Source organism: Sphingomonas sp. S-NIH.Pt15_0812 (assembly GCF_003951315.1).
In the GTDB taxonomy this organism is placed as follows: domain Bacteria; phylum Pseudomonadota; class Alphaproteobacteria; order Sphingomonadales; family Sphingomonadaceae; genus Sphingomonas.
In genome coordinates this window covers 36,378-60,200 of sequence record NZ_QLJH01000002.1, presented here as the reverse complement: position 1 = coordinate 60,200, position 23,823 = coordinate 36,378, and the positions used below count along the sequence as shown (strand labels likewise).

General features: G+C 67.1%; 19 protein-coding genes and 1 tRNA gene. 12 read left to right on the top strand and 8 right to left on the bottom strand.

Features of this window, described 5'->3' with window-relative positions; all coding sequences use genetic code 11:
- Positions 1–20 precede the first annotated feature (20 nt).
- Both gatB and BRX43_RS01525 read left to right on the top strand, forming a co-directional pair.
- Entirely contained in the window at positions 21–1,487 is a 1,467-nt protein-coding gene (gene gatB / locus BRX43_RS01530) for an Asp-tRNA(Asn)/Glu-tRNA(Gln) amidotransferase subunit GatB (protein ID WP_125993071.1), read from the top strand.
- Positions 1,488–1,698: 211 nt separating this feature from the next.
- Positions 1,699–2,493, top strand: coding sequence for a hypothetical protein (locus BRX43_RS01525; RefSeq protein WP_125993070.1), 795 nt, complete (start codon positions 1,699–1,701; stop codon positions 2,491–2,493).
- A gap of 47 nt (positions 2,494–2,540) precedes the next feature.
- Here BRX43_RS01525 and BRX43_RS01520 read toward each other — a convergent pair whose 3' ends face one another.
- Positions 2,541–2,798 (bottom strand): hypothetical protein, encoded by a 258-nt coding sequence (locus tag BRX43_RS01520; RefSeq protein WP_241214706.1) that lies wholly within the window; start codon positions 2,796–2,798, stop codon positions 2,541–2,543.
- Position 2,799: 1 nt separating this feature from the next.
- On the bottom strand, positions 2,800–2,961 hold the full coding sequence (locus BRX43_RS20150; protein ID WP_164523497.1) for a hypothetical protein: 162 nt from the start codon (positions 2,959–2,961) through the stop codon (positions 2,800–2,802).
- 111 nt (positions 2,962–3,072) lie between these two features.
- Here BRX43_RS20150 and BRX43_RS01515 point away from each other — a divergent pair.
- The 5 genes from BRX43_RS01515 to clpX all read left to right on the top strand — a co-directional run bounded on the left by BRX43_RS01515 (position 3,073) and on the right by clpX (position 8,033).
- Positions 3,073–3,157: transfer RNA gene (locus BRX43_RS01515), tRNA-Leu, on the top strand.
- A gap of 56 nt (positions 3,158–3,213) precedes the next feature.
- A complete protein-coding gene (tig, locus tag BRX43_RS01510) occupies positions 3,214–4,863 on the top strand; it encodes a trigger factor (protein ID WP_125993069.1) in 1,650 nt (549 codons plus the stop codon).
- Positions 4,864–4,935: 72 nt separating this feature from the next.
- A complete protein-coding gene (locus BRX43_RS01505; RefSeq protein ID WP_125993068.1) occupies positions 4,936–5,868 on the top strand; it encodes a glycosyltransferase family 2 protein in 933 nt (310 codons plus the stop codon).
- Between the two features lie 56 nt (positions 5,869–5,924).
- Positions 5,925–6,626, top strand: a complete 702-nt coding sequence (locus tag BRX43_RS01500) for an ATP-dependent Clp protease proteolytic subunit (protein WP_125993067.1) — start codon at positions 5,925–5,927, stop codon at positions 6,624–6,626.
- Positions 6,627–6,767: 141 nt separating this feature from the next.
- On the top strand, positions 6,768–8,033 hold the full coding sequence (clpX, locus tag BRX43_RS01495) for an ATP-dependent Clp protease ATP-binding subunit ClpX (protein ID WP_125993066.1): 1,266 nt from the start codon (positions 6,768–6,770) through the stop codon (positions 8,031–8,033).
- A gap of 448 nt (positions 8,034–8,481) precedes the next feature.
- Here clpX and BRX43_RS01490 read toward each other — a convergent pair whose 3' ends face one another.
- On the bottom strand, positions 8,482–10,767 hold the full coding sequence (locus tag BRX43_RS01490; RefSeq protein WP_206433064.1) for a glycoside hydrolase family 3 N-terminal domain-containing protein: 2,286 nt from the start codon (positions 10,765–10,767) through the stop codon (positions 8,482–8,484).
- 200 nt (positions 10,768–10,967) lie between these two features.
- On the opposite strand from BRX43_RS01490, the gene BRX43_RS01485 reads away from it, so the two are divergent.
- The gene (locus tag BRX43_RS01485) at positions 10,968–11,978 is read left to right on the top strand and encodes a LacI family DNA-binding transcriptional regulator (RefSeq protein WP_125993064.1); all 1,011 of its coding nucleotides are present in this window, start codon (positions 10,968–10,970) and stop codon (positions 11,976–11,978) included.
- Entirely contained in the window at positions 11,975–13,384 is a 1,410-nt protein-coding gene (locus tag BRX43_RS01480; RefSeq protein ID WP_125993063.1) for a glucoamylase family protein, read from the top strand. Before BRX43_RS01485 ends, BRX43_RS01480 begins: the two co-directional genes overlap by 4 nt.
- Here the strand turns inward: BRX43_RS01480 and BRX43_RS01475 are convergent.
- Positions 13,362–13,706, bottom strand: a complete 345-nt coding sequence (locus BRX43_RS01475; RefSeq protein ID WP_125993062.1) for a hypothetical protein — start codon at positions 13,704–13,706, stop codon at positions 13,362–13,364. The two genes, BRX43_RS01480 and BRX43_RS01475, sit on opposite strands and share 23 nt — an antisense overlap.
- On the opposite strand from BRX43_RS01475, the gene BRX43_RS01470 reads away from it, so the two are divergent.
- Both BRX43_RS01470 and BRX43_RS01465 read left to right on the top strand, forming a co-directional pair.
- The gene (locus BRX43_RS01470) at positions 13,705–16,794 is read left to right on the top strand and encodes a TonB-dependent receptor (protein WP_241214705.1); all 3,090 of its coding nucleotides are present in this window, start codon (positions 13,705–13,707) and stop codon (positions 16,792–16,794) included. The two genes, BRX43_RS01475 and BRX43_RS01470, sit on opposite strands and share 2 nt — an antisense overlap.
- A gap of 66 nt (positions 16,795–16,860) precedes the next feature.
- On the top strand, positions 16,861–18,684 hold the full coding sequence (locus tag BRX43_RS01465; protein WP_125993061.1) for a family 43 glycosylhydrolase: 1,824 nt from the start codon (positions 16,861–16,863) through the stop codon (positions 18,682–18,684).
- Between the two features lie 27 nt (positions 18,685–18,711).
- Here BRX43_RS01465 and BRX43_RS01460 read toward each other — a convergent pair whose 3' ends face one another.
- Positions 18,712–19,473 carry a class II aldolase/adducin family protein gene (locus BRX43_RS01460; protein WP_125993060.1) on the bottom strand — a complete coding sequence of 254 codons (762 nt, stop codon included), beginning with the start codon at positions 19,471–19,473 and terminating at the stop codon, positions 18,712–18,714.
- Positions 19,474–19,578: 105 nt separating this feature from the next.
- On the opposite strand from BRX43_RS01460, the gene BRX43_RS01455 reads away from it, so the two are divergent.
- Positions 19,579–20,871, top strand: a complete 1,293-nt coding sequence (locus BRX43_RS01455) for a sugar MFS transporter (protein WP_125993059.1) — start codon at positions 19,579–19,581, stop codon at positions 20,869–20,871.
- On the opposite strand, the gene BRX43_RS01450 is transcribed toward BRX43_RS01455, so the two are convergent.
- The 3 genes from BRX43_RS01450 to BRX43_RS01440 form a co-directional block, all read right to left on the bottom strand.
- Positions 20,854–22,008, bottom strand: a complete 1,155-nt coding sequence (locus tag BRX43_RS01450; protein WP_125993058.1) for a CoA transferase — start codon at positions 22,006–22,008, stop codon at positions 20,854–20,856. The two genes, BRX43_RS01455 and BRX43_RS01450, sit on opposite strands and share 18 nt — an antisense overlap.
- Complete coding sequence (locus BRX43_RS01445; protein ID WP_125993057.1) at positions 22,008–23,192, bottom strand: acyl-CoA dehydrogenase; 1,185 nt, start codon at positions 23,190–23,192, stop codon at positions 22,008–22,010. The genes BRX43_RS01450 and BRX43_RS01445 overlap by 1 nt, the downstream gene beginning before the upstream one ends.
- A gap of 66 nt (positions 23,193–23,258) precedes the next feature.
- A complete protein-coding gene (locus BRX43_RS01440) occupies positions 23,259–23,789 on the bottom strand; it encodes a YbjN domain-containing protein (RefSeq protein ID WP_164523496.1) in 531 nt (176 codons plus the stop codon).
- Positions 23,790–23,823: the final 34 nt, after the last annotated feature.

Below are 23,823 nucleotides of genomic sequence, written 5' to 3'. Positions count from 1 at the left end.
CCAGACAAGCGGACGATGTGATGAGCAACTATCGGGTCCAGGGCGCGACGGGCGAGTGGGAGGTCGTGATCGGCCTGGAGGTGCACGCGCAGGTCACGTCCAACGCCAAGCTCTTCTCGGGCGCCGCCACCGCCTTCGGTGCGGAGCCCAATACCCAGGTCAGCCTGGTCGATGCGGCGATGCCCGGCATGTTGCCGGTGCCGAACATGGAGTGCATCCGCCAGGCGGTGCGCACCGGCATGGCGATCGACGCGCAGATCAACCGCTGGTCGCGGTTCGATCGCAAGAATTATTTCTATGCCGATCTGCCGCAGGGCTATCAGATCAGCCAGCTCTACCACCCGCTGGTTGGCGAGGGCGCGATCGAGATCAGTCTGGACGAGAAGGATCCCGATGCCGAGGTCAAGCGGATCGGCGTCGAGCGCATCCATGTCGAGCAGGATGCCGGCAAGCTGATGCACGACCAGCATCCGACCCGTTCCTATGTCGACCTGAACCGGTCGGGCGTCGCGCTGATGGAGATCGTCAGCCGCCCGGACATGGCCTCGCCGGCCGAGGCGGGGGCGTATCTGCGCAAGCTGCGCGCGATCCTGCGCTATGTCGGCTCGTGCGACGGCAATATGGAAGAGGGCTCGATGCGCGCCGACGTCAATGTCAGCGTGCGTCGTGCCGGCGAACCGCTGGGCACCCGCACCGAGACGAAGAACGTCAACTCCGTCCGCTTCGTGATGGCGGCGATCGACTATGAGGTGAAGCGCCAGATCGACGTGCTGGAGGAGGGCGGCACGATCGTCCAGGAGACCCGGCTGTTCGATCCGGACAAGGGCGTGACCCGGTCGATGCGGTCGAAGGAGGATGCGCATGACTATCGCTACTTCCCCGATCCCGACCTGCTGCCGCTGGAACTGGACGAGGCGTTCCTGGATGCGTGCCGCGCCTCGCTCCCCGAACTGCCCGATGCCAAGCGCAAGCGGTACGAAGGGCTGGGGATCAGCGCCTATGCCGCCAATGTGCTGACCGCCGAGGTCGAGGCGGCGCGCTGGTTCGACGCGCTGCTGGAGACGGGGACCAAGCCGGTCGCCGCCGCCAATTGGGTGACGTCGGAACTGTTCGGTGCGCTCAACCGGCTGGGGCGGAGCATCGAGGACAGCCCGGTATCGCCGGAACAGGCGGCGGAACTGCTGGCGCTGGTCGCGGACGGCACGCTGTCGGGCAGTCTCGCCAAGCAGGTGTTCGAGATCATGCTGGAGACGGGCGACGGCGCGGCCAAGGTGGTCGAGGATCGCGGTCTCAAGCAGACCAGCGACACCGGCGCGATCGAGGCGGTGATCGCCGAGGTGATCGCCAAGAATCCCAAGCAGTACGAGCAGTATAAGGGCGGCAAGGACGCGCTGTTCGGCTTCTTCGTCGGGCAGACGATGAAGGCCATGGGCGGCAAGGCCAACCCGGCGGTGGTCAATGACTTGCTCAAGAAGGCGTTGGCCTGAAATAGCCCCCATGTGACATACGAGCGACCGCCATCCGGATAGATATCGGGGTGGCGGTCGCTCCGGCTTGTGGCGTCCTTCTTCGCCGGTCTACAAGGATCGGCGCGCGGTTGCTTTCCGCGCATCGGGGGGGTGGATGAGATACGCGATGATTGCTGCGGCGCTGTTGGTCATGGCCGCGCCGGTTTCGGCTGAAGTCTTGGACAATCAGATGATTGTCACCTTGGTCCAGGCCGGGCTGGGCGACGAGGCGGTGATCGCGAAGATCAAGGCGTCGCCGAATCACTTCGAGCTTGGCGCGGACCAGTTGATCGACCTGCGCCACCGCGGCGTGTCGTCGGCGGTGCTGGCGGCGATGCTGACCGCGTCGGCCGAGGGGGGCGTCTCTTCCAAGGCGATGCTGTCGGCGGATTCGCCGGATTGGAAGGTGCCGCATCCGACCGGCGTGTACCTGCTCGCCGACTGGCTGGCGGAGCCCAGGATGATCCGGCTCGACCCGACCACGGCGAACCAGACCAAGACGGGCGGCATGCTCGGCTATGCGCTGTCGGGCGGCCTCGCGCCGATCAACATGAAATCGGTGATCCCCAACGACAAGGCCCGAGTCCGTGCCGCCAGGCTCAAGCCGGAATTCTACTTCTACTTCGACGAGGCGAACAGCAGCCTGTCGGGCGGCGCCAACACCGGGTCATGGCTGACCGGCAACACCACGACCGTCACGTCGCCGAACGAGTTCAGCCTGATCCGCTTCCAGGTGAAGAAGGATCATCGTGAGGCGCGGGTCGGCAGCTTCAGCATCGCCGGCGCGAAGACCGGCGTCATGGACAGGGATCGCATCCCTTTCACCTATGAACGGGTCGCGCCGGGAGTATTCCGCGCGACGACCGAGGCGCCGTTGACGCCCGGAGAATATGGCTTCCTCTACTCGATCCATGCGGGTGAGGGGCCGGGGATGTTCCGGAGCAACATGACCACGCGGGTCTTCGACTTTTCCGTGGCTCCGTGACGCCATGGCGGCGCGATCCTTCCGAACCGCGCCGCCACGAATGAGGATCACTGCTGCGTCAGGTCCTGGTTGCGGACCGTGCCGCCCGTACCCGACGGCCCGTCGAACCGGCCGGGATCGGTGAAGGTCTCCGGCTCCGGTCCGCCCTCGCCACGCTCGACCGCGTCGGAGCGGGAGGCGACCGCCTGTTCCAGGTCGCTGCGGGCGTCGTCGTCGCGCCGCTCGATCGGAGTCTCGGGATCGGTGCCGACATGATCCTCCGGCCGACCCTCGCCCGTCACGTCGGGATTTCGCGTCGCGTCCATCTCAGATCTCCGCCGGCTGCTGCGTGCCGGGATCGCCCGCGGGCATCCCGGGCGAGGGCTGGTCGATATCGGGGCCGGGCGGCGTGATCTCCGGCGGCGGGGCGTCGGGCTGCACCGGCTGGCTGGAGGGGGTCGGCTGTTCGAGGGGGGGCTGGGTCGCCATGATCGTCTCCTTCACCCCTTCGAACGCGCTGTCTTGCATACAGGTTGCGTCCCCGCTTGCTAGGTAACGCTGGACTGGTATAGACGCGCGCCCTACGGCGAGTCCGGACATGCGGGCGTGGCGGAACTGGTAGACGCGCTGGATTTAGGTTCCAGTATCGCAAGATGTGGGGGTTCGAGTCCCTTCGCCCGCACCAGTCCCGCCCGGAGCATGGCGGGTCGCACAGAATTTTCTCCAGATCGAAGGCACCCAATGCAGACTGTCGAGACGCTCAACGAGGGGCTGAAGCGCGCCTACACGCTGACCATCACCGCCCAGGATATCGACCAGAAGGTCGACGCCGAGGTGAAGCGCGTCGCGCCGCAGGTGCGGATGCCCGGTTTCCGTCCCGGCAAGGTGCCGGTCAATCTCGTCCGCAAGATGCACGGCGAATCGCTGGCGCAGGACGCGCTGAACGCCGCGATCCAGCAGGGCATCCAGCAGCTGATCGGCGAGCAGGGCCTGCGCCCCGCGATGCAGCCCTCGGTCGCGCTGAACGACGGCTATGAGGCCGGCAAGGATGCCGTCGTCACCATCGAGATGGAAGTGCTGCCCCAGGTGCCGACCCCGGCGATCGACAGCCTGACGCTCGAGCGCCTGACCGTGCCGGTCGCCGATTCGGCGGTGGACGAGCAGCTCCGGAAGTTCGCCGATTCGCAGAAGCGCTGGAACGACGCGGGCGACAAGGCCGCCGAGATGGGCGACCAGGTCACCGTCGATTTCGTCGGCAAGACCGCCGATGGCGTCGCCTTCGACGGTGGCACCGGCAGCGACATGCCGGTCGAGCTGGGCGCGGGCCGCCTGATCCCCGGCTTCGAGGATCAGCTGGTCGGCGTGAAGGTCGGCGAGGAGAAGCAGCTCCAGGTCACCTTCCCCGAGGATTACGGCGCGGCGAACCTGGCCGGCCAGCCCGCGACCTTCGACATCGTCGTCAAGTCGGTGCAGACCGCCGGCGAGAGCGTGATCGACGACGAGATGGCCAAGAGCCTCGGGCTGGAAAGCCTGGAGCAGCTGCGCGGCCTGATCAAGGGTCAGATCGAGCAGGAGCATAACGGCCTGACCCGCACCCATATGAAGCGCAAGCTGCTCGACCAGCTCGCCGAGGGTCATGATTTCGAAGTGCCGCCGTCGATGGTCGAGGCCGAGTTCAGCCAGATCTGGGCGCAGCTGGAGCATGAGGCGACGCACGAGGCCGATCCGGAAGCCGCCAAGGCCGAGATGGAGTCGGAGCGCGACGATTATCGCAAGATCGCCGAGCGTCGGGTCCGCCTGGGCCTGCTGCTGTCGGAGATCGGCCAGGCCAATGGCGTCGAGGTCAGCAACCAGGAGATGAACCGCCTGATCGCGCAGGCCGCGCAGCAGTACGGCCCCGAGGATCGCCAGCGCTTCATCCAATATGTCCAGCAGGAGCCGATGGCCGCCGCCCAGCTGCGCGCCCCGCTCTATGAGGACAAGGTCGTCGACTTCCTGTTCGAGAAGGCGACCGTGACCGACCGCGAGACCAGCCGCGAGGAGCTGGAAGCCGCGATCGAGAGCGAGGACGGTTTCGCGACCGGCACGCATGTCCACAATCATGACCATGATCACGACCATCATGGCTATGACCATGGCGATCACGGCCATGACCACGCGCACGACCATGCGGAGCAGGCCGAGCCGGCCGGCGACGCCGCCGAGGCCGCGCCGAAGAAGCCCGCCGCCAAGAAGCCGCGCGCCAAGAAGGCCACGCCGGTGAGCGAGGAGACCCAGGTGCTCGAGTCCTCGCCCGAAGCAGCGGAAGCGGCCGAGGGCACCGAGGCGGCCGACGCCGCTCCGGCGAAGAAGCCGCGCGCGAAGAAGGCCAAGGCCGAAACCGCCGAGTGATCGGCGCACCGGCGCTCCGGCCCATGCCGGGTCGGGGCGCCGATGACATCAGGGTAACCGACAAGGCTGGCGATGACCGAACCGACGATTGCCGTCCTGTTGCCCTGCTATAACGAGGAAGCCGCGATCGCGCAGACGGTCGCCGGTTTCCGTGCGGCGCTGCCGAATGCCGCCATCTATGTCTATGACAACAACAGCTGCGACGACACGGTCGCCGTCGCTCGGGCGGCCGGCGCGATCGTGCGGCGCGAACGCATCCAGGGCAAGGGCGCGGTCGTCCGGCGGATGTTCGCGGATGTCGATGCCGACGTCTATGTCATGGCGGACGGCGACGCGACCTATGACGCCGCCTCCGCGCCCCGGCTGATCGCGGCGTTGCTGAACGAACAGCTCGACATGATCGTCGGCAGCCGGGTCAGCCAGGTGCAGGAAAGCTATCGGCGCGGCCATCGCTTCGGCAATGTGCTGCTCACGGGGATGCTGGCGCGGCTGTTCGGGCGCAGCTTCACCGATATCCTGTCCGGCTACCGCGTCTTCTCGCGTCGCTTCGTGAAGAGCTTTCCGTCGCTGTCGGCGGGGTTCGAGATCGAGACGGAGATTTCCGTTCATGCGCTGGAGCTGAAGATGCCCTGCGCCGAGATCGAGACGTCCTATTTCGCCCGTCCCGAGGGCTCGACCTCCAAGCTGTCCACCTATGGCGATGGCTGGCGGATCCTGTCGACCATCCTGACTCTCTACCGGATCGAGCGGCCGCTGCTGTTCTTCGGACTGGCGGGCGGGCTGCTGCTGCTGCTGGCGCTGGTGCTCGCCGCGCCGCTGGTCGTCACCTATCTCCATACCGGGCTGGTGCCGCGCATGCCCACCGCGGTGCTGGCGACGGGGCTGGTGATCCTGGCCGCGCTCAGCCTGTTCGCGGGCCTGATCCTCGATACGGTGGTGCGCGGCCGGCGCGAAGTGCGTCGGCTCGCCTATCTCGCGCACCCGGCACCTTTTGCCGGGACTTGAACTCCACCGTCGCCCACGCGACATAGAGAGCCTTACAGGGCATAAGAGAGTGATTCATGCACAATCCGTTCGAGACCGGTGACTTCGCGACCCCGCTGGTAAGCGCCGGGCTCGGCCTGCGGCAGACCCAGGCGGGTCTCGTGCCGATCGTGATCGAACAATCGAACCGCGGCGAGCGGTCGTTCGATATCTTCTCGCGCCTGCTGCGCGAGCGGATCGTGTTCGTGACCGGCGGCGTCGAGGACGGCATGGCCAGCCTCATCACCGCTCAGCTGCTCTTCCTCGAGTCCGAGAACCCGAAGAAGGACATCTTCATGTACATCAACTCGCCGGGCGGCGTCGTCACGGCGGGCATGGCGATCCACGACACGATGCAGTATATCCGGCCGCGCGTCGGCACGGTCTGCATCGGCCAGGCGGCATCGATGGGCAGCTTCCTGCTGGCCTCGGGCGAGCCGTCGATGCGCGTCGCGCTGACCAACAGCCGGATCATGATCCACCAGCCGTCGGGCGGTGCGCAGGGCATGGCCTCGGACATCGAGATCCAGGCGCGCGAGATCCTGCGGATGCGCCATTTCCTCAACACGCTCTATGCCAAATATACGGGCAAGCCCCTGGAGGAGATCGAGCACGCCATGGACCGCGACAAGTTCATGAGCGCCGAGGAGGCGAAGGAATTCGGCCTGATCGATCAGGTGTTCGACAAGCGGCCGACCCCGTCGGACGACACGGCCACGTCGACCACGCCGGCGGCCTGACGTGGCAGCCGGTCGTCCTGCCGCCATCGTGACAAAACGGTGGCGTTTAGGACGATTGGACATTGCCGCGCCCATGACGGCCGGGTTACCATGCCCGGCCCGACATTCGAGGACTGCGTTTCCTCGCGAAGGATGGTTTGAATGACGAAACTGAGCGGTGGCGACTCCAAGAGCACCCTCTACTGCTCGTTCTGCGGGAAATCGCAGCACGAGGTGCGCAAGCTGATCGCCGGTCCCACGGTCTTCATCTGCGATGAGTGCGTGGAGCTGTGCAACGACATCATCCGCGAGGAGACGAAGTCGGCGCTGGTCTCCAAGAAGGACGGCGGCGTGCCGACCCCGCAGGAAATCTGCAACGTGCTCGACGACTATGTCATCGGGCAGAAGCAGGCGAAGCGCGTGCTGTCGGTGGCGGTGCACAATCACTATAAGCGGCTCAATCACGGCGCCAAGGGTGCCGATGTGGAGCTGGCCAAGTCGAACATCCTGCTCGTCGGTCCGACCGGCTGCGGCAAGACGCTGCTGGCGCAGACGCTGGCGCGCATCCTCGACGTGCCGTTCACCATGGCCGATGCGACGACGCTGACCGAGGCCGGCTATGTCGGCGAGGATGTCGAGAACATCATCCTCAAGCTGCTCCAGGCCTCCGACTATAATGTCGAGCGGGCGCAGCGCGGCATCGTCTATATCGACGAGATCGACAAGATCAGCCGCAAGGCGGAGAATCCGTCGATCACGCGCGACGTGTCGGGCGAGGGCGTGCAGCAGGCGCTGCTCAAGCTGATGGAGGGCACCACCGCCAGCGTGCCGCCCCAGGGCGGTCGCAAGCATCCGCAGCAGGAGTTCCTGCAGGTCGACACGACGAACATCCTGTTCATCTGCGGCGGTGCGTTCAGCGGCCTGGAGAAGATCATCGGCGATCGACTGCAGGGCAAGTCGATCGGCTTCGGCGCCTATGTCGCCGCGCCCGAGGAGAAGCGCACCGGGGAGGTGCTGCGCCAGACAGAGCCCGAGGATCTGCTGAAGTTCGGCCTGATCCCCGAGTTCGTCGGCCGTCTCCCGGTGATCGCGACGCTGGAGGACCTGGACGTTCCCGCCCTGGTCAAGATTCTGGCCGAGCCCAAGAACGCGCTGGTGAAACAATATCAGAAGCTGTTCGACATGGAGCAGGTCGAGCTGAACTTCACCGACGAGGCGCTGGTGACGGTCGCCAAGAAGGGCATCGAGCGCAAGACGGGCGCACGCGGCTTGCGTTCGATCCTGGAGTCGATCCTGCTCGATACGATGTTCGACCTGCCGTCGATGACGGGCGTCGACGAGGTGATGATCGACAAGGACGTGGTCGACGGCCGCAAGGAGCCGATCCGCGTCTATGCCGAGAAGAAGAAGACAGGCGACGCCGCCTGATCTTCGGGTGATGTAATTTAGACGAGGGCGTCGGGTCGGTCACGATCCGGCGCCCTTTCTGTTTCGGCGGTTCCTGATGCGCGGGCACGACGCGTGTCTCGCTGTGGACACGGCTATGGTGGCGTAAGACGAGCCCCCGGTAATACGTGCCGTGCCGTGCCGTGCCGTGCCGCTCCAGCGACGGCGGGGCGTTCGCGAAGTTCGTTATCGTGCTCCCGGAATCGTCATTGCGAGCGTAGCGAAGCAATCCAGAGCGTCACGCGTGCGGCTGTGGATTGCTTCGCTACGCTCGCGATGACGGCTTTGGTGGGCCCGGTGTCATCCGGCGTCAGCCGTCTACCGTCTGCCTTCGCAGGAGCCCGAGCCTGTCCGGCCTTCGCCTAGGTCGCGCCTCTACCGGTATCTGGCGGAGGAGTGGCATTGGACCGCCCCTCCACCAGGGCAGGCGTTACGCCTGGGTCAGGTCGAACGTCCCGTGCACGCCGTCCGCCTGGGCCGAGGGCGCGACCCACAGGTCGAACGTGCCGGGCTCGACCGTCGGCTGGTTGTCGACGCCGTAGAAGAGCAGGTCGGCACGCCGCAGCGTGAAGCGCACCGTCTCGCTCGCGCCCGGGGCGAGGGCCACCTTGCGGAAGCCCTTGAGCTGGCGGATCGGGCGGGTGATGCTGGCGACGCGGTCGCGGATATAGAGCTGGACCACCTCCTCGATCGCGCGCATGCCGCTGTTGCGGACGGTGGCGGCGACCTCGATCATGCCGTCCCAGGGCAGGGTCGGGCTGCCGAGCGTCAGGCCCGAATAGTCGACCCGGCCATAGGTCAGGCCATGGCCGAAGGGATAGAGCGCGGCATTGGGCGCTTCGCGATATTGCGTCTTGTACGGTTGGCGCGGTCCCGTCGGCGCGGGGCGGCCGGTGGCCTTATGGTCGTAGTGATAGGGTTCCTGCCCGCTTTCATGGGGCAGGCTGATCGGCAGGCGGCCTGAGGGCGAATAGTCGCCGAACAGGACGTCGGCGGTGGCATGGCCGCTTTCCGAGCCCAGGAACCAGGTCATCAGGATCGCCGGCGCGTCGCGCACCGCACCGTGCAGCGCCAGGCCACGTCCGTTCTTCAGGATCACGACCACCGGCTTGCCGGTCGCCGCGACCGCCTCGGCCAGCGCCTGTTGCGGCGCGGGGACGACGATCTCGGTACGCGACTGCGCCTCGCCGGACATGCTCTCGCTCTCGCCGATCGCGAGCAGCACGATATCGGCGGCCTTCGCCGCCGCGACGGCGGCGTCGATGCCGCCGGGCAGTGCCTCCTCGACGCCCGAGCCGGCGGTCACGCTGAGCAGCGACGGATCGGCCATCGCGGCACGGAGGCCCGTGGCCAGATCAACCGCCTGCTTGTTGTCGCCATAGACGACCCAGGGGCCGTTCAGGTCGTGCTGGCCGCTGGCGAAGGGGCCGATCAGCGCTAGACGGCGTCCGGCCTTGGGCAGGGGCAGCAGGTCGCCGTCATTCTTCAACAGCACGATCGACTTGCGGCCGGCCTCGCGCGCCAGGGCCAGGCTGGCCTTGGTCCGCGACCGGGCCTTCTCCCGCTTCACGTCGATGCGGCGGAAGGGGTCGTCGAACAGGCCGAGCCGGTGCTTGACCACCAGCACGCGCCGCACCGACCGGTCGAGCACCTCCTGCGGCACCAGTCCGTCGCGGACCAGGCCGGGCAGATGCTGCATGTAGAGGTTGCTCTGCATGCACATGTCGACGCCCGCCAGGAAGGCGATCCGCGCCGCGTCGCGCCCGTCCTTGGCGAAGCCGGCGGCGATCATCTCCTCGTCGCCGGTATAGTCGGACACGATGATGCCGGGGAACTTCCACTCGTCGCGCAGCACCGTCTGGAGCAGCCAGGGATTGCCGTGCGAGGGGATGCCCGAAATCTCGTTGAACGAGGCCATGCCCGACAGCGCACCCGCATCGAAGCCGGCCTTGTAGGGCGGCAGATAGACGTCGCGCAGCGTCCGCTCGGACAGGTCGACCTCGTTGTAGTCCAGCCCCGACTCTACCGCGCCATAGGCGGCGAAATGCTTGACGCAGGCCATCATCGCATCGTTCGCCATCAGGTCCTGGCCTTGGAAGCCGCGCACCCGGGCGGCGGCGAACAGGTTGCCGACCAGCACGTCCTCGCCTGCGCCCTCCATCGTCCGGCCCCAGCGCTGGTCGCGTGCGATGTCGACCATCGGGAAGAAGGTCCAGTCGATGCCGGCGGCGGCGGCCTCATAGGCGGCGACGCGCGCGGTGCGCTCGGCGAGCGACGGCTCGAAGCTGGCGGCCTCGGCGACGGGGACGGGGAAGATGGTGCGGTGGCCGTGGATCACGTCGGCGGCGAAGATCAGCGGGATCTTGAGGCGCGATCCCTTCATCACCGCGCTCTGCATCCGCCGCGCCATTTCCGCGCCATTGCCGTTGAACACGCCGGTCAGCTTGCCCGCCACCGCATCGGCGAGCTGCTGGTCGAAGCTGACGCCGCCGGCCGCGGGCGGATTGAGCCCGGTGGCGACGCCGCCGCTCCACGCCGCCGCGTTCAGCGTCAGCTGGCCCGCCTTCTCCTCCAGCGTCATGCGGCCGACCAGCACCGCAACCGCAGCCGGCGTCGCCATCGTGTCGGCGGCGGCGAGCAGCGCGCGTGCCGGGCTGGACGCCCAGGCGGCGATCGCACCCGCGCCGAGCAGCGCGCCGCGCCGCGTGATCGTCATGTCCGCCCCGTGGCCCGCCCTGTTCCGCTTGTCGCCCATGCCACATTCTCTCCCATGCTGGTCGTGGACGGGTCGCATTTTGCATTTGACCGTCCCGTGTAACCGGTTACCTAGACGCCAAGAGCCCAATCTGGCAATCGCCGCACCAGCGTTTTTGCGCCATGATCCGGCATTGATGGTGCGGACATGATGGAGGGATGATGCGCAAGGCTGGGGCGACGATCCGCGATGTGGCGGCGCGGGCCGAATTGTCGGTGGCGTCGGTGTCGCGGGTGTTCAACGGCCATGCCAATGTCCATCCCGACGCGCGCCAGCGGGTGCTCGCCGCCGCCGAGGCGCTGGGCTATGTGCCCCATGCCGGCGCGCGCAGCCTCAGCATGGCGCGCACCCATGCGGTCGGCGTCGTCATCCCCGACCTGCATGGCGAGTTCTTCTCGGAGATCGTGCGCGGCATGGACCGGGAGGCGGGGCGGCGCGGCTATCACCTGCTGCTGTCCAACATGCATGCCGATGCGGAACAGGCGGCGCAGGCGATGCGCAGCATGCGGGGGCGGGTCGACGGCATGATCGTGATGGCCCCCGGCCTCGATCCGCAGACGGTGGAGGCGGTGCTGCCGGTCGGCATCCCGGCGGTGCTGATCGCCAGCCCCAATGCCGGCACGCGGTCGGCGGTGGCGATCGACAATCGCGCCGGGGTGGAGGCGGTGGTCGCGCATCTGGTCGCGACCGGCCGCCGCGCCCTGGTCCATGTCGCGGGGCCGGAGGGCAATATCGACGCGACCGAGCGGCGCGAGGCGTTCGTCGACGCGCTCGCCCGGCACCTGCCCGGCACTTCGCCCCGGATCATCCAGGGCAGCTTCTTCCAGGAGGCGGGGGAGGGCGCGGCGCACGAGCTGCTCGCCTCGGGCGAGGGGTTCGACGCGATCGTCGCCGCCAACGACATGGTGGCGTTGGGCGCGCTGCACGTGCTGCGCGAAGCGGGGGTCGATGTGCCCGACCGCGTCGCGGTGGCGGGCTTCGACGACGTGCCACTCGCCCGTTTCCTGTCGCTGACCACGGTGCAGGTCGGCATCGACGAGATCGGGGGACGCGCGATGACGCGGCTGTTCGACGACATAGAAGGCAAGGCTTCGGACATGATGATCGACATGATTACCCCCCGGTTGATCGTCCGCGCGACGACGGGCACCGCCACCGAGCCGCACGAATGATCGCGCTCGACCGCCGCCAACTGCTCGCCGGCCTGCCACTGGCGGCCGCAGCCTCGCGCCTGCCCGCCGCCGCCCGGCCGGTGCTGGACCCCTGGTTCGCCGATCTGGAGAAGCGGACCTTCGACTTCTTCTGGGAGACGGCGAACCGCGACAACGGCCTGGTGCCCGATCGCTGGCCCAATCCGCCCTTCGCCAGCATCGCCTCGGTCGGCTTCGCGCTGACCGCCTATCCGATCGGCGTCGCGCGCGGCTGGTGCACCCGGGCGGCAGCGCGCGACCTGACGCTGACCACGCTGCGCTTCTTCGACCGCGCGCCGCAGGGCGAGGCGGAGAGCGGCACCGCCGGGCACAAGGGCTTCTTCTATCATTTCCTGCACATGGATAGCGGGCTGCGTTATCGCGACGTCGAGCTGTCGAGCGTCGATTCCAGCCTGCTGTTCCTCGGCATCCTCTTCGCGGGCCTATGGTACGACCGCGCCGACCCCGTCGAGGTGGAAATCCGGCAATTGGCGACGCGCATCGTCGACCGCGCCGACTGGCCCTGGTTCCAGACCGCCAGCCATTCCTTCTCGATGGGCTGGCATCCCGGCAAGGGCTTCATCGAGCGCGCCTGGGACGGGTATAATGAGGGGATGATGGTGCATCTGCTCGCGCTCGGATCGGGCGGGTACCCGGCCCGCGACGGCGCGTGGGAGGCGTGGACCAGGCCCTATCCGAACGTCTGGCGCGGGACGGGCGAGACCCGGCACCTCGCCTTCGCACCGATGTTCGGCCACCAGTACAGCCATATGTGGATCGACTTCCGTGGCATCCGGGACGCGACGATGCGGCGCGAGGGGTTCGACTATTTCGAGAACAGCCGCCGCGCCACCTATGCCGACCGCGCCTATTGCATCGCCAATCCGATGCATTGGGACGGCTATGGCCGCGATATCTGGGGGCTGACCGCGTGCGACGGACCGGGCGACTTCCGCCTCGAGTTCAAGGGCGAGACGCGCCAGTTCCACGGCTATTCCGCGCGGGGGCCGATCGGGCAGCCGGACGGACTGGACGACGGCACGATCGCGCCGACCGCTGCGCTCGGCTCGCTCGCCTTCGCGCCGGAGATCTGCATTCCGGCCGCACTCGCCATCCACCGCCGCTATGGCGCCAATCTTTATGGCCGCTACGGCTTCCGGGACAGCTTCAATCCCAGCTTCCGCTATACCGATGTGCCGGTGAACAGCGGGCATGTCGATCCGGCGCAGGGCTGGTTCGCGTCGGACTGGCTGGGCATCGATCAGGGACCGATCCTGGGGGCGCTGGCCAATTACCGAAGCGAGTTCATCTGGAAGGTCATGCGCCGCTCGCCGCATCTGCGCCGGGGCCTGAAGCGGGCGGGGTTCAGCGGCGGCTGGCTGGGCTGACCAGGCGCCGACCCCCTGAACTGTTGCGCCATAGCCACATCTCGGCATGTTTAACGATCCCGTCATCTGAGTGATTGAACCACGCCTCGGCCGGATGTAACCGGTTTCCTGTAGCATGTAAGCGGTTACATGCCGCAAGGGTCAGGGAGCGCATCGCCCCGGCCGCGAGGGAGAGGATGATGAAGGGCAGCAGCGTCGGCACCGTTGTCTTCGCGTCGCGTCGCATGGCGACGCGCATCCCGCGCCCTCGTGCGTCGGCCGCCTCCGTCACCCGGACGACAGAACAGAACGGCCATCGGCCGGACAGGGGAATCTTCGACATGAGCAAGACCATGTTTCGCGCCGCGCTGATCGCCGCCACGACGCTGGCGACCGGCGCGATGCTGCTGCCGGTCGCGGCGCAGGCGCAGGTCGGCCAGGCGGCGCTGCGCGGTCGCATCACGGCCGCCGCCGACAATCCGGTGCAGGACGTGACGATCGTCGAGGTCGGCACCGGCTATCGCCGCACCGTGCCGCTTGCGGCCGACGGCACCTATAACTTCCCGTCGCTGCGCGCCGGCACCTACCGGCTGGAAGTGCGGGCGCAGAACGGCACGCGCAACTCCGACGATTTCACGCTGCGCGTCGGCCAGAATGCCGGTCTCGACATCGACCTGACCGCGCCGACCGCGCCCGCCCCGGCGGGCGGGCCGGGCGCGTCCGGCCAGGCGGGCACGGGCGAGACGGCGGAGGGCGCGCCGACCGCGACCGAGGCGGGGCAGGCCGCGCCGGTGGGCGAGATCATCGTCACCGGCTCGCGCATCCGCTCATTGTCGGGCGGGCAGGTCGGCAGCAACATCAGCCAGCGGCTGATCGAGCAGCTGCCGCAGAACAACCGCAACTTCCTGGCCTTTGCCGATCTGGCGCCGGGCGTCCGCTTCATCGAGGGCGCGAACGGCGAGTCGCGCATTCAGGGCGGCGCGCAGGACAGCCGCACCGTCAACGTGTTCATTGATGGCGTCAGCCAGAAGGATTATGTCCTGAAGAACGGGATCACCGGCCAGGACAGCTCGCCGGGCAATCCGTTCCCGCAGCTCGGCATCGGCGAGTATCAGGTCCTGTCCTCCAACTACAAGGCGGAGTTCGACCAGGTCAGCTCGGTGGCGATCACCGCCGTCACCAAATCGGGCACCAACCAGTTCCATGGCGAGGGCTTTTTCGACTTCACCAACCAGAATCTGCGCGACCGTCGCCCGACCGAGATCTTCCCGACCACCATCGACAAGGTGAAGACCAGCAACAAGCAGTTCGGCGGCGCGCTGGGTGGCCCGATCATCAAGGACAAGGCCCACTTCTTCTTCACCTATGAAGGCAAGCGGATCGACAGCCCCTATGACGTGCGGCCGGACAACGGCCTGCCGATCAGCAGCCTGCCGCAGCGCTATCAGCAATATTTCGGCAGCTTCTCGCAGCGGTTCAACGAGGATCTCTATTTCGGCAAGATCGACATCGTGCCGACCGACCGCGACCTGATCGAGCTGACCGGCAAGTACCGCAACGAGTCCGGCAACCAGATCGCGACCGGCATCAACGCGCCCGACACGTCGACGCTGAACAAGGTGATCGACAAGCGCGGGATGCTGCGCTGGCAGCATACCGCCGACAACTGGGTCAACGACGCGCGCCTGTCGTACGAGGATGTGCGCTGGTCGCCGACCCCGGCGGTCGACGGCACCACCTATTTCCTGCAAGCGACGCAGCGTACCGGCACCTCGACGGTGCGGACCGACCTGCTTCGCTACGGCGCGGGCAGCAATTTCCAGAACAAGGGGCAGAAGGGCTGGACCTTCCAGGACGATTTCACCTGGACCGGGTTCGAGGGCCACACGATCAAGGTCGGCGGCAAGGCCAAGTGGGTGCAGCTCCGTTCCACCGAGCAGAATCTGATCAACCCGCAATATAGCTATGACGTGAACGCGTTCAGCCAGACCGGCTTCAACGACACGCTGCCCTACCGCGTGCAGTTCGGGGCGGCGGTGGCGGGGGCCAATCCGCAGATCCGCTCGAACAACTTCCAGCTCGGCTTCTACGCACAGGACGACTGGGACGTCAGCAGCCGGCTGACGCTCAATATCGGCCTGCGCTGGGACTATGAGCGGACGCCCGCCTATCTGGACTTCGTGACGCCGGCGGAGAACATCACCGCCGTATCGCCGGCCAACTATCCGAACCTCAACAACGCCGACTATAACATCAACGACTATATCTCCACCGGCAACAACCGGAAGACGTTCAAGGGCGCGTGGCAGCCGCGACTGGGCTTCACCTATCGCCTGGACGAGGCCGGGCGCTTCTCGGTGTTCGGTGGCTATGGCCGCTCCTACGACCGGAACCAGTTCGATTTCCTGCAGCAGGAGCTGACCCAGGGCGTGTTCCAGACGCGCACCTTCAACTTCATCGGCAACGATTCGCTCAACCCCTGCGATCCGGTCGCCAATCCGCAGACCTGCATCGCCTGGAACCCGATCTACCTGACCCCGGAGGGGCGTCAGCTGCTGCAGACCGCGGCGGTCGGCGGCGGGCGCGAGTTCCGCTTCCTCAAGAACGACCTGAAGATGCCCTATTCGGACCAGTTCAGCCTGGGTCTGCGCGGTCGCTTCGCCCCGGTCGAGCTGGAGGTCGGCTATTCGCACATCAAGAGCCGCGACGGCTTCGTCTTCCTGCTCGGCAACCGCCGGCCGGACGGCAGTTTCTTCTTCAACGATCCGACCAGCAGCACCGACGTGCCGCAGTCGCCGTTCAACTTCTCGCCGAACGGCTATGGCTTGATCATCCTGGGCGACAACGGCCTGCGGACCGATGCGGACTCGGCCTATTTCAAGCTGACCAAGAGCTGGTCGCGCTCCTCGCCCTGGAGCCTGGACGCCACCTACACCTATACCCAGGCCGATGAGAACCGGACCTTCGGCGAGGTCTATTCGCTCGATTTCCCGCAGATCGGCGATTATCCGACCATGCGGTCGTCGGGCGTGCCGCGCCATCGCTTCGTCGCGGCGGGCAGCGTCGACACGCCGATCGGCGTGACCATGTCGGCCAAGTTCCAGATCGAGTCGCCCTCCTATATCAAGGCGTTCCTCGACACCTCCGATCCGTTCGCCCGCGAACTGATCGGGCGTCAGGCCTATGGGCTGGGCGATCGCTGGGGCCGGCGTCAGCTGGACTTCGCCTTCACCAAATATGTCCCGATCGGCTTCATCAACGAACAGGCGCGCGTCCGCTTCCGCGTCGATATCCTGAACGTGATGAACGACCGCAACTATGTCGATTTCAACGGCAATCCCGCCGACCCCAATTTCGGCCAGCGGTCGACCAACGCGGTCGGCGGCAACGCGCCGCGCACGATCAAGCTGTCGACGGGCTTCTCCTTCTGACCCCTACCGGGCGGGTGCTGCCGAAGCGCCCGCCCGTTCCGTTCCTGCTGCCCAAGGGCCGTCGCCATGCTTCGTTCGCTGATCCTGCTCGGGCTTGCGGCCACGTCCTCGCCAGCGACGGCGGCGACCGTCCAGCGCACCTACGCCAATCCGATCGACGTCGATTACAAGTTCAACTTCGAACAGGAATATGAGGGCGTCTCCTACCGCACCGGGGCCGATCCGGTCATCGTGCTGCACCAGGGCGCCTATTACCTCTTCCAGACGCTGGCCGACGGCTATTGGCGCTCGACCGACCTGATCCGCTGGCGCTTCATCCCCGCCAGCCTGTGGCCGGCCGAGGGCGTGGTCGCGCCGGCGGTCTGGTCGGAGGGCAAGGACCTCTATGTCTGGCCATCGATGACGCACCAGCAGCCGATCCTGGTCACCGACGATCCGGCGAGCGGCAGGATCCGCTACCTGCTCCGCCGCACGCCGCCGCTGCCCGGCGCGGTGCCCTCCGGCTCGGAGGACCGGATCAAGCCGGGACAGGTGCCCGCCGGCCCCTGGGACCCGGACGTGTTCGTCGACGATGACGGCGGCCATTATCTCTACTGGAACTCGTCCAACGTCTTCCCGCTCTACGGCATGACGCTCGATGCGAAGAACCGCTTCGCCTATAAGGGCGACACGCACGCGCTCCTCACGCTGCATCCCGACATCCATGGCTGGGAGCGGTTCGGGCAGGACCATAGCGGCACGCTGCCGGGCGGCACGCCGATCGCGCCCTTCATGGAGGGGGCGTGGATGAACAAGGTCGGCGGCCGTTACTATCTGCAATATGGCGCGCCGGGCACCGAATATAACGCCTATGCCACCGGCGTGTACGTGTCGGACAGGCCGCTGGGGCCGTTCACCTATGCGCCCTACAACCCCGTCGGCTACAAGCCCGGCGGCTTCGTGCAGGGGGCGGGGCATGGCTCCACCTTCCAGGATGCGCAGGGCAATTGGTGGAACACGGGGACGCCCTGGATCGGGGCGAACTGGACCTTCGAACGGCGGGTCGGCCTGTGGCCGGCCGCCTTCGCGCCCGATGGCCAGATGATGGTATCGACGCGGTTCGGCGATTTCCCGCATTATGTGCCCGACCACCGGGTCGCCGATCCGGAGGCGTTGTTCACCGGCTGGATGCTGCTCTCCTACCGGGCACGCGCCACCGCCTCCTCGACGCTGGGCGACTTCGCCGCCGACCGGGTGACGGACGAAAATCCCCGCAGCTTCTGGGTCGCCGCCGATGCCAGGCCGGGCCAGACCCTGACGCTGGACCTGGGCGCGGAGAAGACGGTGCGCGCGGTGCAGGTGAACTTCGCCGACTATAAGGCCGGCCGCTATGCCGATGCGCCGGACATCTACACGGCGTTCAAGCTGGAAGCCTCCACCGACGGCGCGCATTGGTCGCCGCTCGCCGAGACGGAGGCGGGCGAGGGGCGGCGCGACCGGCCCAATGCCTATTTCGAGCTGCCGGCGCCGGTCCGTGCGCGCTACATCCGCTATGTCCACGACCATATCGGCGGCGCGCATCTGGCGATCAGCGACATGCGCGTGTTCGGCAGCGCCGACGGCCGCGTGCCGGCCGCGCCCGGCCGGATCGCGGCGGTGCGCGACGCCGATCCGCGCGATGCCCGCATCAGCTGGGGGCTGGTGCCCGGGGCGGTCGGCTATAATGTCCGCTGGGGCATCCGGCCGGACCGGCTGGCGCTCACCTACCAGCTTTTCGCCGACGACCCGCGCCTGGCCCGGGGCGGCGCGCTCGACCTGCGAGCGCTGACCAGGGGGCAGGGCTATTATGTCGCGGTCGAGGCGTTCGACCAGTCCGGCGTGTCGAAACTGTCGAAGGTCGTGCGGATGTGAGGGAGACGCGCAGGACCACGAAGACGCTCAATCCCGCCAGCTCCGGTCGCGCTGGTCGACCAGCCGCACCATCGCGGCGAAGTCGGCCGCGCCGGGGCCACCGGGGGCCTGGGCCTGGTGGATGTCGCGCTGGTGCGTGGCGATCACTTCGGGGGACACGACCAGGGGCCGGCCCATCGACAAGGTGGCGAGCTGGATCTCGCAGGCGCGCTGCAGCGACCAATGGCGGATGAACGCCTCGGGCAGCGTGCGGCCCATCACCAGGATGCCATGGTTGCGCAGCAGCATCGCGCGCCTCGACCCGAGATTCTCCAGCAGCCGTGCGCCCTCTTCGTCGCGCACCGTCACGCCCTCGAAATCGTGATAGGCGATCTGCCCGGCGAAGTTGCAGGCGTAGAAATTGACCGGTTGCAACCCGCCCTCCAGCGAGCTGACCGCCATGCCCGCCGTGGTGTGCGTGTGCATGATGCAATGCGCGTCGGGCAGATGCCGGTGGAACAGCGCGTGCTGCACGAAGCCTGCGCGGTTGACCGGATAGGGGCTGTCGTCGAGCGTGTTGCCGTCGATATCGATCTTGACCAGGCTCGACGCGGTCACTTCCGAAAAGTGCAGGCCGAACGGGTTGATCAGGAACGCGCCCTCTTCGTCCGGCACCTTCACGGTGATGTGGTTGTAGATCATCTCGGACCAGCCGAGCAGGTCGAAGACGCGGTAGCAGGCGGCGAGCTGCTGGCGCGCCTCCCACTCGGCGGCGGTGCGACGCACGTCATGCGGAACGGCGGTAGCCATGGCACTCTCTCCTGTTTTGCCAGCAGCTTCGCACGATCCGGATACCATTGCCAGCACCACCGCCGCCCGTCATAGGCGGCGCAAATAACGAGGGGACCGGCCCAAATGGCCATGCATATCGACACCCAATCCACCGCCGCGCACGGCGATGCGCAGGCGGGGTATGACGCGCCCGACCTGCGCGTCTTCGTCTTCGCGCTGTTCTTCATCTTCGGCGGCATCACCAGCCTGAACGACATCATCATCCCGAAGCTGAAGGAGCTGTTCACGCTCGATCACGCGACGGCGATGCTGGTCCAGTCGGCCTTCTTCTTCGCCTATGCGCTGTTCTCGATCCCCGCGGCGGCGATCGTGCGCAAGGCGGGCTATATGCGCACCGCCTCGATCGGCCTGGTGACGATGACGCTGGGCTGCCTGGCCTTCATCCCGGCCTCGGCCAATGCCAGCTTCCCGCTGTTCCTCGGCGCGCTGTTCATCCTGGGGGCGGGCATCACCATCGTTCAGGTGGTCGCCAATCCGCTCATCTCGCTGCTCGGCAAGCCGGAATCGGCGGCGGGGCGGCTGACCTTCGCGCAGGGCTTCAACTCGCTCGGCACCACGCTCTTCCCGCTGGTGGGCTCGGCGATCATCCTGGGCGGGCTGGCGATGGTCGACCCGGCGACGCTGTCCGGCGCGGCGCTCGACGCCTATCGCGCCGAAAGCTCGCGGACGGTGGTCCACACCTATATCGGCCTCGCCATCGCGCTGCTGGTGATCGCCGGCGTCGTCTGGACGCGCCGCAACCGGCTGAACGAGGAGCAGGAGCATAGCGGCGGCATGTTCCACGCCTTCACCCTGCTGAAGCGCCCGCGCTTCGCGATGGGGACGGCGTGCATCTTCCTCTATGTCGGCGCGGAAGTCGCGATCGGTTCGCTGATCGTCAATTATCTGATGCAGCCGAGCGTGTTCGGGATCACCGACAAGGCGGCCGGCGACCACGTGCCCTTCTATTGGGGCGGCGCGCTGATCGGCCGGTTCATCGGCGCCTATATCCTGACCCGCATGTCGCCGGGCAAGGTGCTGGCCGGTGCGGCAACGGGCGCGATCGCGCTGCTGCTGATCTCCGCCAATACGCAGGGCGCGGTCAGCGGCTGGTCGCTGCTGGCGATCGGGCTGATGAACTCGATCATGTTCCCGACCATCTTCAGCCTGGCGAGCGAAGGACTGGGCAAGCGCGCGGCCGAGGGTTCGGGCGTGATCGCCACCGCGATCGTCGGCGGCGCGGTGATCCCGTACCTGACCGGCAGCCTGGCCGATGCCAGCAACTCGCTCCATTTCGCGCTGACGCTGCCGGCGGTCTGCTATCTGCTGATCGCGGCGTACGGCCTCTATGCGCGGCGGTCAGTCGCTATCGCCTGATCCCAGCATCGGGGCGGCGCGGTCGGTGACCAGCGCCGCCTCCGAAAAGCGGATCGGGGTGCGGACGCCGGGGACGGTCGATCCGTCCGGGCGCGCCGCATCGATCCGCATGTCGCGCGCGATCACTTGCGCGTCGGCAAAGGCCTGCGCCACCGTGTTGATCGGTCCCGCCGGCACGCCCGCCGCCTCCAGCCGGGCGAGCAGATCGGCCTGGGGGAAGGCGCGCGTCGCCGCCTCGATCGCCGCGAACAAAGGTTCGCGATGTTCCAGCCGGAGCGCGTTGGTGGCATAGCGCGGATCGTCCGGCGGCAGGCCCACCGCCGCACAGAAGCGGCGGTATTGCCCGTCATTGCCGACCGCCAGGATGAACCAGCCGTCCGCGCAAGGGAAGACGGCATAGGGGCAGACGTTCAAATGCGCATTGCCGACGCGGGTCGGCACCTGTCCGCTGGCGAACCAGTTCATCGCCTGGTTGGCGAGCACGCCCGTCATCGTGTCGAGCAGCGCGAGGTCGATCCATTGGCCGCGCCCCGTCCGCTCGCGCATCAGCAGCGCCGACTGGATGGCGATGACCGCATAGAGGCCGGTCATGATGTCGGCAAAGGCCACGCCGATCTTTTGCGGCGCGCCGGCCGGCTCGCCGGTCAGGTCCATGATCCCGCTCATGCCCTGGACGATGAAGTCGTATCCGGCGCGGGGCGCGTAAGGCCCGTCCTGCCCGAAGCCGGTGATCGAGCAATAGATCAGCCGGGGATGATCGGCGGCGAGGCTGGCATGGTCGAGGCCGAAGCGGGCGAGGCCGCCGACCTTGAAATTCTCGATGACGACATCCGCCTCGGCGATCAGCGCCTTGACGCGCGCGAGGTCGGCCGGGTCGGCGAAATCGGCGACGATCGACCGCTTGCCCCGGTTGCAGGCATGGAAATAGGCCGCGTCGCGCGTCCCGTCCGGATTGGTGATGAAGGGCGGGCCCCAGCCGCGCGTGTCGTCGCCGGCCGGCGCCTCGACCTTCACCACCTCCGCGCCCAAATCGGCGAGCGTCTGCCCTGCCCAGGGGCCGGCAAGGATGCGCGCCAGCTCGACGACCTTCAGGCCGGCGAGCGGGGCGGGGCGGACCGCGTCAGCGGGGGAGGGCATCAGAAAGCGGGGATGCCGGTGATCGCGCGGCCCAGGATCAGCGCATGGACGTCGTGCGCGCCCTCATAGGTGTTGACCGTCTCCAGGTTCATCAGGTGGCGCATGACCTGATACTCGCCGGAAATGCCGTTGCCGCCATGCATGTCGCGCGCGGTTCGGGCGATGTCCAGCGCCTTGCCGACATTGTTGCGCTTGACGATCGACACCATTTCCGGCGCGAACCGCCCTTCGTCCATCAGCCGGCCGACGCGCAGGCTGGCCTGGAGGCCGAGCGCGATCTCCGTCTCCATGTCCGCCAGCTTCTTCTGGTAGAGCTGCCGCCCGGCGAGCGGGGTGCCGAACTGCTTGCGGTCGAGGCCATATTGCCGCGCCGCGTGGAAGCAGAACTCCGCCGCGCCGAGCGCCCCCCAGCTGATGCCGTAGCGCGCCCGGTTGAGGCAGCCGAACGGACCCTTCAACCCCTCGACATCGGGGAGCAGCGCATCCTCGCCGACCTCCACCTCGTCCATCATCACCATGCCCGTGATCGAGGCGCGCAGCGACAGCTTGCCCTCGATCTTCGGCGTCTCCAGCCCCTTCATCCCCTTGGTCAGGATGAAGCCGCGGATCTTGCCGTCATGCGCGTCGGACTTGGCCCAGATGACGAAGACGTCGGCGATCGGCGCGTTGCTGATCCAGGTCTTGGCGCCCGACAGGACGTAGCCGCCATCGACCTTCCTCGCGCGTGTCGTCATGCCGCCGGGGTCGGAGCCGGCATCCGGCTCGGTCAGGCCGAAACAGCCGATATATTCGCCGGAGGCCAGCTTGGGCAGAAACTCGCGCTTCTGCGCCTCCGAGCCATAGGCATAGATGGGGTACATCACCAGGCTCGACTGGACGCTCATCATCGAGCGATAGCCGCTGTCGATCCGTTCCACCTCGCGGGCGACCAGGCCATAGGCGACATAGCTGGCGCCGACGCCGCCATATTCCTCCGACACGGTGGGGCCGAGCAGTCCCAGCTCGCCCATCTCTCGGAAGATCGCGGGATCGGTATGTTCGTTCTGGAACGCCTCGACGATGCGGGGGGCGAGCCGGTCCTGCGCATAGGCCTGGGCCGTGTCGCGGATCATCCGCTCGTCCTCGGTCAGCTGATCGTCGAGCAGGAACGGGTCCGCCCAGTCGAACTTGCCCATTCGGGACATTGATCTCTCTCCTTATGCCGTGCTTCTTTCGAAGGCCGGGGCGTTTGTCCACCCCCGGCCATACGATCAGGCCCCGGTCTTGTCGGGCTTCGGCGCAGGCGTCGTGACTTTTGACTCCCCGGTGGGATTGGCGGCCATGAATGTGTCGAGTGTGCCGACGATGCTGGACCACCATTCGATGGTGTCGGCGAAGTTGGCGCGCGTCACGCCGCCGACTGTCGAGAAGTCATGTGTTAGCCGCAGGTCACCATCCTTGGTCAGGGAAAGCTGGCCGAACCTCTTATCGGTGTTCCACTTATTAACGAACGCCAGGTCACGCGGTTTGGACGGCGTGATCGAAAGCAAGAGCTGGAGCGACGCGCACTCTTTATGTTCCTTGCAATCGTAAAAGAAGACGTTGAACTTGTAGCCAGCCGTCGAACTCAGGATCAGGGGATCGCCTTCGCCGTCACTGTCGATCCGCCCTTGATAGCCGGCACGCAGCAGGGCATCCGCTACCGTCCGAGGCGCGCTGGCGCAGATCAGATCCTTGGGGCACGGCTCGCCGTCATTTGCCGACGCCGCGCCCGAAAGGGCTGCGAGCAGCGCGGCACCCATATATTTCCACCCGTTCACGTGCACGATCCCCCAT